This is a genomic window from Olivibacter sp. CPCC 100613, from assembly GCF_036959255.1.
Taxonomy (GTDB): domain Bacteria; phylum Bacteroidota; class Bacteroidia; order Sphingobacteriales; family Sphingobacteriaceae; genus Olivibacter.
Genome location: NZ_JAWMTI010000004.1, coordinates 110,996 through 125,148, shown reverse-complemented (window position 1 = coordinate 125,148; position 14,153 = coordinate 110,996). Strand labels below are relative to the sequence as shown.

The window sequence follows — 14,153 nt, the reverse complement described above, 5'->3', positions numbered from 1 at the left end:
ACTTTTCCTATAAGAAATTGGCTAGCTATTATAGGATATTATCATCTGATATTTTCTTTTTTCCCGCAAAAAAGAAAAAAAAAGCTCGTCGCTTCAAAATTTATAGGAACGGCAGTGCTTCCCAGTGCTAGCTATAAATTTTGGAGGCGACATTTTCAAAAATCAACGGTTCGTGCCTTTAACTGAACGAAGCCATAATCTGTATTTATCGACTTACGGCCTAAAGCGGTCTTTATTGCATCTGATAACTTATGGTATAATCCGTATTCGTTAGAATTTCAATTTCATATAGGCCTTTATTTTTCTCAACCGCTTTTACTCCCTTCCCGGAAGGCATTATCTTGCTTCTTATTCTTAAGATACCCTTTCCTGTAGCCGCTTTTACTTTTATTTCCTTTTTACTACAATAAAGGGCGATATGACCGTTTGGCGTTGGTACTTTTCCCTCCATCCAATCCAAGCCTCCTAAATTGGGTTCAATCAGAAAACTTGCATAGCCGGGCGCCGTTGGTTTCACACCTAAATAGTATTTCCCAAGTAGATAAATTGGACTGGCTCCCCAAGCGTGGCAAAGGCTTTTTCCAAAAGGACGACCATACATGGCATAATGCTCCGCTCCTTTCTTTTCGGGATTGAATTCTTCCCAAAAGGAGGTGGCCCCTAAACGCAACATTCCGCCCCAATAATTCTTCATCTCCTTTAGCACATAATCTTGTTCGCCCATAGCACAGAGTGCCTCCAATTCATAAAAACGCATATAAGGGGTCGTGATCTTCGGTACGGATCGATTTAATAGTACATGTGTTTTAACACCTTCTTTTTGTTCTGGTGTAAGGTAGTCGAAGAATATAGCAAACATATTGGTATAACGCGTAACATGATCACCCGCTATACCGTCTATGCTACTATGCACAAAAGCGTTCTTGTTTGAATTCCAATATTGTGCGAAAATTTTAGTTTTTAGCTGTTCTGCTTCTGTCCGGTACTTGGAAGCACCATTATCACCCAATATGTCCGCACATAAGGCCATGGTTTCTAAACTACGACAGAACAAAAGCTGTTCAAAGCTAAGCGCCCCTTTTTTACTCAGATTTTCTGCCCAATCAATAAAAACCCAATCGCCCGCCATTCCCTCCATAAACCCTTCCTTATTTCTTCGATTCAAGCAAAAATCCATCATGCTTTGCATTCTGGGATAAACTAACTGGATAAATTCCTTGTCACCTGTATATAGGTAATAATCATAAATACCTAAAAACCAATAGAAAGTATAGTCCATAATGGTGTTAATATGGCTACTAACAGGTTCTTTACCGCGAAGTGCAAGCGTGGTTCGCCGAACGGAAGAATTATCAAAGAAGAGGTAATAGTTCATGAGGTAGCTCTGATAAGCATCGCCCGACCAAATCCATCGATCGCGTTTAATACCATCAATAAAAAATTCCCGGGTGGTTAATTCCATGGTGTATTTACCGATATCCCAGATACGATTCAATTCCTCATCGGAGGAGCGAAAACTTCCCTTCACTTCAAGTGGTAAATATTCATAATGCATGGAAATCGAATCAACTTTTGTTTCTGCCGCTGGTTCGACATATACATAGCGAAATGCTTTTGACAAAGGCAAAACAGAGTCAGTGGATTGCGTGCTATTCACCTGTACCCGATCCAGGGTCTCACAGCTTTCGGTTGACAAGGCCTCCTCTTCGGATTCGCCATAGTAAAGTGATACCGTGCCTTGCCCTTTGAGTCCATGAAGTTTAACAAAACCAAATGTTTCCTGTCCAAAGTCGACTAAAAAACCTTTTGCCTTGGTTGCCTGTGATACTGCCTGCTTAGGCCTGGTGGCTAAACGAAATTCCGAAGGGCGGTTTTCCGGACGATCGAAATTCCAGGAACCAGCAGGTAGCCATGTGGTGCCGGATTGATCTGAAGCTTTTCCTGTTTCATCAATCCACTCTTTATCTTCATTGGTAACCAACCAACTGCTATCCGAAACAATCGTCCGCCCCTGAACGTAGATTGATGGCACCTTATCTCGCGCATATACTTTTAAATTGATTTTATGTTTACCGGCAGGTACATGAATAGTGGTGGGGTAACCTTCCAGCATCTTACCATCCAGTTTGACGTTATATTGTCCTTCGGCATACAACTGCACATCTTCCGGTTCTTTTAAATCAAAAACTTTATGAAAATCGACCAACACATAAGGGTTATCCATTCGCCAAAAGGGTGGAAAGAAAGTGGCTCGTTCCGTTCGCCTATTCTGCATTTGATTACTTAAGCCGATTTCAAAATCTCCCGGATACCAGATCCAGGTGGCTTTGTTCTGCGCAAATGAAGTAACATGGATCAAAAGAAGTACAGGAATGAGCCAACCAAGTACTTGGACGCTGTTTTTCGGACGATATATGGACATGATTTATAAGCGTTAGTAGCTTCAAAGATAAAATTATCCAAGCTTCTACGACTGTAAGATGTTAACCAGCTTTTGTAGTATATTAGCTATCTGTACCGCTTATCACATGATTTTTTTGCCTTGGCTATCCTAAATCTTCTTAACGCTCACGCTGTGAGGCCGTTCTTCCCTACACACAGAAGTCCTCTTGCAAAGCCGTTCCGAAGTGCTTAAACGGCCTTGGAGGATACCGAAGCAACGAGCAACAAAGCATTTGCACGTTTGCCCATATTGCAGTACCCAAGCGGATTGAAGAAGTGAAACGGCTCCAATACGCGCCAATGATGCTTTGCAATCAGTTGCAAGGTAGCCTACACCAGCCTTGATTTTGCTCAACTTTTATCAAGAAAAGTTGATTAAAAGAAACGTTCTTTTAATATAAGCATTATTCCACAGTAAAGGCGCTTACTCGTAATGCTTTCGACACATGAAACAGGTGATATGTTAATGCCCACTGAAAAGGACATAAAGCAACAACATCATCATAATTAAACTCCCCCATGCCCATTTCACGGTTTTCGTTGTTTTTACGGCCAAATAAGGTATAGCCGGTAATTCCTCTTTTCTGCCAGCCAACGAAAGCAATATCGCCGCTACCATCAGGATAACAAAAATGTAAAATGACAGCAACAGATAATGCGGCCAAAAGGCATATTTATCCGGCGTAAATACCCATAGATAACAGGCACCGACACCAAGGCTAAACGCAGAGCCTAAAGAAAGTACGAAATTAACTGCTAAACGGCTCGCTCTTTTCCAAAATACGGTTAAAAGGAACACAACGGATAAGGGGGGCGCAATAAAGCCGAGTACCGATTGAAAAACATCGAAGAGATTGAGTCCTTTGATCTGATCGATTGCCAGGGCCATCATAATAGCAAAAAAACAACCAACAAGAATCGTTAATCGCCCAACTTGGACAATCTGCTCTTTCCTAGCCGTCGGATTTAACCGTTTAACATAAATATCCATCGTAAACACGGTACTCAATGAATTTAAGGAAGAACCGATGGTACCCACTAACACAGCGATCAATACCACAATGACCAACCCGTTGAGCCCTGTTGGAAAAAGGTTGGTCACCATGGTCATGTAGGCCTGTGTTGGATCGGTCAAATTGGGGTATAATACAGCACATAGTACGCCCGTAAGGATAAAAAGAGGCAAAGACAATATCTTTAACCAAGCAATGAAATTGACACCTAATTGCCCTTGTTCCAAGCTCTTCGCTCCTAAGACAGATTGCACCATTGCTTGATCTGTGCAAAAAAAGGCAATCGCTGCAACGGGATATCCTAAGAGAATGGCATGCCAAGGATAGTCAGGATCAGAAGTAGGTCGTATAAGGTTCCAGAATCCACTGGGTACACCTTGATATAATGCAGAAAAGCCACCCACTTGATGCAAGCCAAGTATCGTTAGCAAGCAGGATACGGCAATGAGCAATAACATCTGAAAGATATTAATACGGGCAATGGTTTTCAATCCACCGATATACGTAAAAAAAGCAGCAAAAAAAACGAGTACAATAACGGACATCCACATGGGAATACCCAATACCTGACGAATGAGAAAACCACCTGCAAATAATCCCAATGATAACCAAGAGATCAACATTTTAACAAGGGAGTACCAAGCTAATATATTGCGTGTCGTATCGCCATATTTTTTCCCCATAAACTCAGGTAAGGTCATCACATTGGCTGCCAAGTAGCGGGGAGCAAAAACTAATGCCAATAACCATAAAAAAACAAAGGCGTACCAATCGAAATTCACGGCTACAATACCGGTGGTATAACCAATACTGGCAAAAGCTAACAACATGGAAGGCCCCACATTAGTCGCCCACATATTAAAACCAATGCTGGCCCAGCCGAGCGACTTATTTGCGAGGAATAAGGACTCGTCTTGCTTTGCTTTACTCAATAAGCTGGATCGAAGTCCGATAATCAATAATAATGCGATGTATCCAATAATAATTGCATAATCAATCAAGGTCAGCTTTGAGGCAATACTTTCCATAAATCCTTATAGGCTAATTGGGTTTTCTAAACCAAATTCATCATATAACTGCTGTAGCTTGATAGGAGTTCCCTGACGTAAGGAGCGATCCATCGCCTGTAATAGGATGACTGTTCCTATTCCTTCGGCTATATTCGGGAACGCAGTTGTCCCGGCCGCTAAATTATCGGCAAAATATTCCAGGTAATTCTGGTACTCACCAGCATGATGACTCTTACCTTCAAATCGAAAATAATGCTTTAATTTATGTTCCCAGGTAATTATCTTTTCTTCTCCATCGGAGGTCGTAATCGCATAACGTAAATCCATATAATCAGCTTGACTGCAACCGGTAGTGCCACGTAGAATACAACTCATTTCGCTGTCGCGTGTTACCGGCTGAATGGGCCCCGTATAGGCGCCGCTTACACGAGCAATCCGACCATCCGTAGCTTTAAAAATAAAGTGCATGGTATCTTCGTTCTTTAATCCACCTTGTTTACCATTACTACTCAGCATACCATAGCCCATCACTTCTTCTATATTAGGCAAGTACCAACGGATAAAATCTACCGGATGACTTAAGCCTCCGTATAACCATTTGAAATTACTTTCTAAGGACCAGGGTTTTTCCAAAAACCACCGGTGATCTGCGTGGTAGTATGCTTCTATTGTAATCAATTCCCCTAGAAACCCTGCCTCAAAGTCGGCACGTTGTCTTTTCATCGGTTCAAAAAATCGAGAACTCTGTCCGATAAAAATTTTTTTCCCGCTCGATCGCGCCAAGTCTAACAAAGGCCTTGCATCTGCTAGATTATCGATAAAGGGCTTTGTACAAATTACATGCTTCCCGTGCGTCAGTGCTAATCGAACGTGTTCTGCATGGAACTTATCCGGTGTATAAATAGCGATGGCATCGATGGATTGATCTGCTAGCAAATCACCATATTTTGTCGTGTAAGCATGAAAATCAAATTCTTTCGCCCGTTGTTTACATAGGGTTTCGTTAAGATCACACATTTTTATAAGTTCAATTTTTGAACTGTTCAAGGCCGCAGAAATTGTACTGCGGCCTTCACCTAAACCTAAAATTCCTAGTTTTAACATATTCGTTATTGGTTGTTTGTTATTGGTTGTTCGTTGTTTGTTGTTAGTTATTAACTATTCGTTGGTAGAAAACGGCAAATCGATATTGGATGCTGCTTCGTATTCCTTAAACCTTAGAGCCTAAAGCTTTTCTCAAACCGCACAACTCTCAGCTCATTGATCATTCAACATTCACTCATCATTCAATGTTCATCATTCATCACTCAACATTCATCACTTCAAACCGCACCCACACCTCACCTGCTTTCGTATCGGGCAGGCCTTCTTGATAAGCGGCCATTAAATGGTTCCATTTATCTACCCGTGGATTGTTTTCTACTGTTCGTTTATTTAGTGCTTCGAAATCCGCGCCTTTTGGAATATCGATCACCAATAGCAATTGTCGACCTATTTTATACAGCAGCACTTGCTGAAATTCCGCCCTGCAAAAGCCCTCGGATACTTCCGGCCATTCCTCAAATTGCCGATGATGATAGCTTAAATATGCTTTTTGCATAGCGCTATCGGCAACCAAATTGGCCGATAGCACGATATGATCACTTGCTTGTTCCATTTTTTCTCCGTCAGCGCATCGTGCTCGGTCAAACGCATAAAAAGGCGTAGAGGTCCTTGTTATCGTTCCCTTTGGAAACTGTGTTTTACATCGCTGATAGAACCTATCGGCTTCCTTTTTTGCTCCATAAAATAGTAGACGGTTCTTCCACTGATAAAGGTTGGTTTCGCCTTCAGAGGTTTTCCGAATATCGGCTAATAGATCAGCAGATAAGTCATCTTCATCATCGACCACGAGCTGTACCAGTTGATTGCTCGACTTGTCATGCGTTTTAAAAGGCGTGCAGGCCGATGATAAAAGTATCCATACAAGCCCATAAACAATATGCTTCATATTACTCAAATAACCAGTCGATATTTCGTTCATCCAACGACACGCCGACATTAGCATCGTAGTTTTTCAACTCTTCGTTCCCGTCAATAAATCCCAACAACAAGAGAAGGCCTTTAGGCAAACTCAGGCTATGTGTACCTGCATCAAAGGAGTAGCTATGAATATCAACAGCTGGGTGGTGCTGTATTTCCATCGCATTCGCTATAAACACTTCGGACTGTCCATAATCATTAGCGGAAGCATCGTGTTCCAAATCCGGTGCAGGGGCATACCCATTTTTTTTCCGTTCGGTCCCAAAAGCAAGGTCTTTTTGCTTGAAATAACCAACCAACAATTTAACAGGTCTTTTTGTACTAAAATGAAGCGTTGTCAGGGTATCACGCTGTTGATTTCGATTCGTGCGAATACCTTTTAGGCCTATTAAATCAGGTGCTAAATCGAGGATCGCATCGCCTTCATCGCTATAAGGTAACGCTTCTTTCTCGAGCGGGTAATACGTTAAATCGTTGTTTTCGAGTTTCACCTCCACGGCATGAAGTTGATTATGCATCCCGTCCGTTCTTCTGGGTGCCTGTTTCAATGAATCAAGTTGTTGTCTGAAATGAAATAATTCTGCTTCATAAAGTGGCAATAACTCGTCCCAACTTTTGTATTTTCCATCGACACCGCGAATTGGGATCTTTCGCTGCGTAGTCTGCATACTGTTCGCATACCAATAGCTATTACGCGTGCGATCGGCCAATTTACGATAATGTTCTACACTCTCTTCTAGATGGGGCAAAGCTTGCTGCAGGTCTGCGATGTCATTCGAGTATTTATAACGCAATACTGAAATGGCAGCTCGTGCTTTCGCGGCATAAAAATTGGCTAATGCTTGATAACAATGCATATCATTGCGGATCCGTTCAAATTCTTCTCGATGGTTCTGCACCTTAGCTGCTATTGCATCGATCCACTGTACGGCCTTGCGACCGTGTTCTTCTACTTCATTTGCCACCTGTACCGGTGTTTCTCCCTTATGCGATTCTTTGTTCCATTCTTTCCTGGCGTAATCTATGATCATCTCCCCTTCAGGTGCTTCTGATTCATAGAGTAAAGTAAAAAGCCCGTAACGGTAGGGGTTAATTAATTGTGTCATAAACATACCGAGGCTGAGCGTTTGTCGATTACCGTCTGTTATACCATAGCGTCGTAAAAGCTTGGGAGCAATTTCTCCCATTTCTTCATAACTCTTCAGCACGGCGAGCCCGGCTTCTTTGCTGAGGCCGAATTGTTGAGCAAATATACCTGACCAGTAATCGTTCTCGATTCCTTTCTCCCGATCCGCTTTCCAAGCATAACGCGCCCACGCTTTATACCACAGCCCGTCGCGGTCAATCTGCCGTAGGCGCTGCGTTCCGGTACTATCGATCTTATCAGCAGTGTAGGGCCAATCCCAATAAGAAGCCTGCGGATATAGGTGTAATCCATTCGCATGGTAAACCTTGTGCATCGCCTGTACACTCTTCTGGATAAAATCCGGTGAACCATAACGAAACGGTTCTAAATTGGCAAGGATGTGTACATTTTCTATGTGTACTGGTGCAGCCTTGCTCAGCGTGCGATGCAAGTCCGCCCACTTCCCTCTCGGCGTATAGGTTGTTAAGGCCTCACCGTTATATTTGGCCATTGTATAGAGATTCTTGTAAAGCGGAAGAGCCGCTGCCATCACCCGCGGCGCATCCGTATCGTGTGCTCTTAAGACAATGGGAGGCTCTTCATACAAGCCTAAATGCTTCAGGCCATCCTGCACACCGGGGATAATTGTCTTGGTGAACCAGTCGACATCATCTTGTCCAACACCTTCCATGGCCTCTCCTAAGGTAACCAGCAAGCCTACATTCGGATATTTTTTTACGAAAGCGGCAATCGACTTGCGGGTATAATCCGCAATAATCGGTATAATGGGTCTATTTCGGTCTTGTGTTTTTAACTGATGCTTTTCAGCAAAGGGTTTTGGTATAATAATGTTATAAAACATTTGAATAATCCAGATTCCTCTTTTATCGGCTTCTTCTGTAATGAACCTGAAAATAGCTTCGTTTTTCTTAAAGGTTTCATCGTCTACTTCTACGGCATAGGGATAGTCGGATAAACGCACCAAAGAAGCAAATGGGTGCCCATTCCACAAGTAAAGTGAATTGTACCGATTTTCCAACAGCATATCCAAATACCGGATCCATTGCTTTTTATCATATAACCACGGAAATTCTTGGGGTGTATAAGGGTATTCATAGACCGTTCTTCCAGGTAGGTAATGTGTTTTCTGAATACCAATGGCGGTACCTCGTAAAACCATTTCCGGTTGGTCTTCCAACTGGAATGTTGTTGGCAGTGTTCCGTCATTTTCTTGAATAACCTCTATTAATTTCAAGGTCCCGTATAAAATGCCACTGTCATCTAACGCTTGGATAGATCCGGTAGTTCCATTCAGGTCAATATGAAACCCTTCTTTGACTTCAACACTGACTGGTCGTCGCTGATTAGGAAAATCAGTGGATTTTCCGATCAATAGAGATCGGTGTTTATGCTTCTTGTCAAAACCGCTGGAATCTACATCCACCTTATAACCCGCTAAACGCAAGGTTCTCGTCAGACTGTCTACCCCGTATCTAAAACGTGGTGATGATTTTTTCGGTATAACAACAACCAGCTCTTTTTTTGTTGCCGGCATACTTGCCCAAGAAGGCACACACAAGGAGATACAAAAAAAACACAACACGAATCCTATATATTTCATAACTATTTTTTTTACAATCCCTGATAAGCGGGATTTTGTGTAATCGCCGGATTTTGCTGAATAACTATTTGCGGAATTGGAAATACCGTTTGGTTTTCGTTCTTAATGGGTTTCGTCTTACTCACAACTGTTACCGCTCTATTTGTACGTTTTAAATCAAAGAATCGATGAAATTCCAAGGCAAACTCCACCCTTCTTTCATGCTCAATAGCCAAAGCTAAGCTGTTGTAATCAGCTGGATAGCCATCACTGCCATAACTCGGCAGATTGACTCTGGCCCGTACTTCGTTTAAATAGCGCGGGTCATCGGTTGCCTCCGTCAACATGAGTAACACATCGGCATAGCGTAAAACCATAAAATTATTATTACTCAATTCTTCACCTGAGGGAGCAGGAGCCTCTTTATCAACCCATTTATTCTGAAATTTAATGGGAATAAATGTTCCTTCTTTATTCGTGTACCCCAATGATACGGTTTGTTCTCTTCTTGGATCCCCCTCCTCAAATTCGGCGTATAAATCGTCGGTCACTTGGTTCATCCCACCACCGTACAAGGTGAGCACAAAATTTTCTGTCGGTGCAAACTCACGCCAGTACCTGCTGAAGGGCAAGTTGGGACTTCCTCCCTGGTATTGAATTTCAAAAATGGATTCCGCCGTATTTTTAACATTTGCGCCCCACAGAGCCTCATATCGTGGCATTAGGCTATACTTCCCGTAAACTTGAAGCAGATTCGCTGCCGCTTTATCTTTTTGATTCAATGTTAAAAACACCTTACCCAGTAAGGTCAAAGCTGCGTATTTCGAGGCTTTGCCTACAGCAGTAATGGCCGCCGGTTCCGGTAAATTAGCCGCAGCATATTCCAGGTCTTCCAGAACAAACGCATACACCTCAGCCTGTGGTGAACGTAACGTCGCATAGCTTTCTTCAACTGAAATCGGCTTTGTAACAAGCGGAATATCACCCCACATTTGTACCATATTGAAATAATATAACGCACGAATGAAGCGCATCTGCGCCATCACCTGCGTTTTATATTCTTCATTAAGTGCTGCTGTACTAATCTTGTCCAAAACAATATTGATATTAAACAGGGCTTTATAACTCTCTTGCCAAAAACGATAAATTTCTGTGTTGGAAGGCTTTAAATTATAGTCCTTGAAGGCCCAGCGGTCAGATTGAATACCCGCTACGTTATAGAGCGTAGCATTGTCGGATAGCTGTTCGGCAAAATAGGATATGGCACTTGTGGGTCCATAACACGTATACAAGGTAGCATAGGCGGAATTAACCGCTAGATCAAAATCTTCAATCGTTTGGTAAAAATTTGATTGATTGGCATTCGAAATAGGTGCTAGGTCGAGAAAGGATTTGCCACATCCACTTAAAAGAAAAAGGAAAGGTAGCAAAATGTATAGGTGAAATAAGCGTTTCATATGATTCTTTTTAATTAAAATTCATGTTTAAAAATCGATTTTCGCCCCGAATGTGATCACACGTGGTAAAGGATACGATCCGTAATCCACTCCTAAAAATGCCCCCGATGGCACACTTACCGTCGATGTGGCAGAAGGTGTTGCATTTGAAAATATATTGCTATAGGATGTCGATTGATACGTCGTATTCTCCGGATCATAGTTAGTGTACTTGCTCCATAGATAGACATTCTCGGCATTAGCAAAGACCCGTATCCCTTTTGCCGGTGTTTTTGACACCCATTTTTGCGGCAGACTATAGGATATTCGAATATTTTTCAACCTGACAAAAGTGGCATCCTCTACCCAGTAACTGGAAAAACGTTCTTGATAGCCTTTTGGGTCCACTGTGGGTTTAAAATGCCAACCGTCCCCGGGATCGCTTTCTGATTTCCAGTAATTAGCTACATCCGCAAAAGCATTACGCCCGGCATTCCATATGCCATTAAAGCGAACCAGCTGATTGGTAATCTCACCGCCAAATGAACCTTGGAAAAGGAAGGAAAGCTCAACCCCTTTAAATGAAAAGCTATTATTCAAACCGACGATGAAATCAGGTTGGTTATTCCCTATAATGGTTCGATCGGCTTCCGTAATGCGGCCATCGCCGTCCACATCTCGAATCTTAGGATCTCCCGGCTTCGTAAAGCCATCATTGTTTGCAGGGCTTGCGTCGATTTCTGCCTGATTCTTATAAACGCCGTCATATATATAGCCAAAAAAGTTTGATATAGGTTGACCCACTTCTGTTTTGACCTGCACCACATAATCGGTATATAAAAGCGGTGCATTACCCGGACCTAACTGCAATACTTTATTCCGGTTCATTGATAAATTAAAATCAGTGTTCCATTTAAACGCGCGATCTATGTTCCGGCTATTGATGTTCAACTCAAATCCCTGATTCCGCAATTTGCCAACATTGGTCAATTGTGTTGCAAAACCGGTAATATCGGGTACGGGTACATTGAGTAAAAGATCATTTGTAACAGAACGATAGAATTCGGCACTTAATCGGAAACGATCTTGAAGGAAAGCGACATCCACCCCAAGATTCAACATATTTGTTCGCTCCCAGCGCAAATCGGGATTGGGAATATTCGTTAGCATTAAACCTGTTGCCAATTCGCTTCCATACACATAGTTGGAAGCTCCCAAAAGTCCGATCGGACCGTAGTTCGGGATCTGATTATTCCCTGTTGCTCCATAACTTACGCGTAATTTTAAATTATTAATTGCTTTGATCGATTCGAAAAACTTTTCATCGGATATCAGCCAACCTGCAGATACCGAAGGAAAATAGCCGAAACGATTATTCGCTCCAAAACGTGAGCTTCCATCCCTGCGCAATACCGCTGATAGAAAGTATCGATTTTTAAAGTTATAATTCACACGTCCTAGATAGGAAATCATTGCCCATTCATAAACCAGTGAAGTTCCTCCGTTAACAGTCCCTGCATTTAAGGTCGGTACCAGGTTGTTGGGAAAGTTACCGGCGGACAGTGCCTGATATTCATCTCGCTGCTTTTGAACCGTATAACCCAGCAGAACCGCTAAACCATGGTCGTTAAATTGTTTATCATAGTTTAAGGTGTTTTCCGACAACCAGTTGAGCATAAATCGGGAGTTGGCATTTCCTTGTGCTGGCAGCGCCGATGAATAACCATATTTTTGATCTTTATTCCAAAACATGTCATACCGTGTATTCAGCAAGTTGGCATTGATACTGCTTTTGAACTTCAGCCCGTCCAGTATGGTATATTCTGCAAAGGCATTTCCGAGTGTATTGAACGATTTGTTCTGCTTGTGAAGCTCTCTCGTGAGGGAATAAGGATGCCACAACTGCAAATCGGTGTACTGTGCAAAACGGTACCAGCTTGAATTAGGATCTTTAAATCCAAGATTGCCGTTTTCATTATAAACGGGAAAGATCGGTGCGCTTTGTAAGCCTAAGCTGATCACGTCACTCTTCCCTTCTGTTCCTTCGGTACGATCATAAACGCCGGTTACACCTAAGTTGAGCCCGATGGCAAAACGATCGGATACTTGTTGCCGAATGTTAGAGCGTAGTGTCAACCTTTTTAAATAGTTTTGATCCAACACCGCCTCTTGGTCGAGGTAATTTCCCGAAAACAAAAATTGCGTCTTTTCGGAACCTCCTGAAACAGACAATTGCGCTTGATGGGATGGCGCGGTACGGAACATCACGTCCTGCCAATTGGTACCATTGCCTAAAGCGGCTCGCTTTGTCGGATCGGTAAAGTCTTCGGGGATCTGAAAAGGTTTTGTCCGAACACTATTCGGATCACTCGCGCTCCTCCCTTCCCCTGAGTTGATCCAACCGTTATTATGCGCGTCAATATAGTATTGGATATACTGTTGTGCATCCATCAAATCAATCCGTCGACTCACTTTTTGAATACCGTACTCGTAATTAAAACCAACGTTGGTCGAACCGGCTTTTCCGAGTTTGGTGGTCACCAATACAACCCCGTTGGCGCCTCTTGAACCGTAAATGGCTGCGGAGGAAGCATCTTTTAATACTTCTACTGATTCGATATCTTGTGGATTGATGTTATTTAAATTGAAATTTTCTATGGGCATCCCGTCGACAACATAGAGTGGATTGGTACCTGCTGTAATGGAACTCGTACCCCTGATGCGGATGTTTGGGGATTGGCCCGGGGCGCCTTGCGACTGAGAGATGTTTACACCTGCCAATTGCCCTGCCAAAGACTGCGCTACATTACTGAAAGAGCGATCTTGGAATTTTTCATGACTAATAGACGCGACAGCCCCCGTTACTGCACGTTTCGTTTGGGTACCGTAACCGACGACTACCACCTCATCGAGATTTTGCGCTTGTTCTACGAGTTCGATCCGCAACAAACCTTGTTGTTGAACGGGTACTTCTTTTGTCTCATAACCAATAGAAGAAAGAATAAGACTAAGCTCGTTTTGCGAGACAACCATTCGAAAACGACCCTCAGCATCTGTCACACTGCTTTTTGTTCCGTCTTTCGTTTTAACACCTACTCCCCGAATTGGCTCTTTGGTCCTAGCATTGGTTACTACACCCGTAAGGGGATGATCTTGGCTGTAGGCTGTCCCTGACAACAGCCAAAGGCTCAGCATGAATGTAATTAACTTCATTAAATTAGGTTTATATACGCACTCAATAAATTCAACGTTCAAATTGGTTTTTAATCTGGGTTTAAATGTCAAACTTACGTTTTAAAGCTGCTGAAGTTTTATAAGATATTTGCTTGCTTGTGTAGGATATTATCAAAGCTATTCTTACTTTTTTGCGGGAAAAGGTATGCAAAAGCTCGTCGCTTCAAAATTTACAGGATCGGTAGTGCATTCACCTGCAAGACGTAAAATTTTGTAGGCGACAATTATCGAAGACATACAGTCTGTGCTTTTAACCAGATGTATTAATTT

Annotated in this window: 7 protein-coding genes; all 7 read right to left on the bottom strand. The window is 42.5% G+C overall.

The annotated features are described in order from the left end of the window. Positions 1-232: 232 nt before the first annotated feature. Entirely contained in the window at positions 233-2,422 is a 2,190-nt protein-coding gene (locus tag RYH73_RS14705; protein WP_335314203.1) for an alpha-L-rhamnosidase-related protein, read from the bottom strand. A gap of 483 nt (positions 2,423-2,905) precedes the next feature. Then, positions 2,906-4,483 carry a sodium:solute symporter family transporter gene (locus tag RYH73_RS14700; RefSeq protein ID WP_335314202.1) on the bottom strand — a complete coding sequence of 526 codons (1,578 nt, stop codon included), beginning with the start codon at positions 4,481-4,483 and terminating at the stop codon, positions 2,906-2,908. Positions 4,484-4,489: 6 nt separating this feature from the next. After that, positions 4,490-5,569: a Gfo/Idh/MocA family protein gene (locus tag RYH73_RS14695; protein ID WP_335314201.1), complete on the bottom strand. Its 1,080-nt coding sequence runs from the start codon at positions 5,567-5,569 to the stop codon at positions 4,490-4,492. 199 nt (positions 5,570-5,768) lie between these two features. Next, the gene (locus RYH73_RS14690; protein WP_335314200.1) at positions 5,769-6,455 is read right to left on the bottom strand and encodes an L-rhamnose mutarotase; all 687 of its coding nucleotides are present in this window, start codon (positions 6,453-6,455) and stop codon (positions 5,769-5,771) included. A 1-nt stretch (position 6,456) separates the two neighbouring features. After that, positions 6,457-9,234 carry an alpha-d-galacturonidase gene (locus RYH73_RS14685; RefSeq protein WP_335314199.1) on the bottom strand — a complete coding sequence of 926 codons (2,778 nt, stop codon included), beginning with the start codon at positions 9,232-9,234 and terminating at the stop codon, positions 6,457-6,459. 11 nt (positions 9,235-9,245) lie between these two features. Next, positions 9,246-10,670 carry a RagB/SusD family nutrient uptake outer membrane protein gene (locus RYH73_RS14680; protein WP_335314198.1) on the bottom strand — a complete coding sequence of 475 codons (1,425 nt, stop codon included), beginning with the start codon at positions 10,668-10,670 and terminating at the stop codon, positions 9,246-9,248. A 27-nt stretch (positions 10,671-10,697) separates the two neighbouring features. Further along, positions 10,698-13,862, bottom strand: a complete 3,165-nt coding sequence (locus RYH73_RS14675; protein WP_335314197.1) for a SusC/RagA family TonB-linked outer membrane protein — start codon at positions 13,860-13,862, stop codon at positions 10,698-10,700. Positions 13,863-14,153 lie beyond the last annotated feature (291 nt).

Excerpts from the sequence above, each read along its gene's own strand:
- RYH73_RS14705 (WP_335314203.1), bottom strand. The coding sequence starts at position 2,422 with ATGTCCATATATCGTCCGAAAAACAGCGTCCAAGTACTTGGTTGGCTC.
- RYH73_RS14700 (WP_335314202.1), bottom strand. The coding sequence starts at position 4,483 with ATGGAAAGTATTGCCTCAAAGCTGACCTTGATTGATTATGCAATTATT.
- RYH73_RS14695 (WP_335314201.1), bottom strand. The coding sequence starts at position 5,569 with ATGTTAAAACTAGGAATTTTAGGTTTAGGTGAAGGCCGCAGTACAATT.
- RYH73_RS14690 (WP_335314200.1), bottom strand. The coding sequence starts at position 6,455 with ATGAAGCATATTGTTTATGGGCTTGTATGGATACTTTTATCATCGGCC.
- RYH73_RS14685 (WP_335314199.1), bottom strand. The coding sequence starts at position 9,234 with ATGAAATATATAGGATTCGTGTTGTGTTTTTTTTGTATCTCCTTGTGT.
- RYH73_RS14680 (WP_335314198.1), bottom strand. The coding sequence starts at position 10,670 with ATGAAACGCTTATTTCACCTATACATTTTGCTACCTTTCCTTTTTCTT.
- RYH73_RS14675 (WP_335314197.1), bottom strand. The coding sequence starts at position 13,862 with ATGAAGTTAATTACATTCATGCTGAGCCTTTGGCTGTTGTCAGGGACA.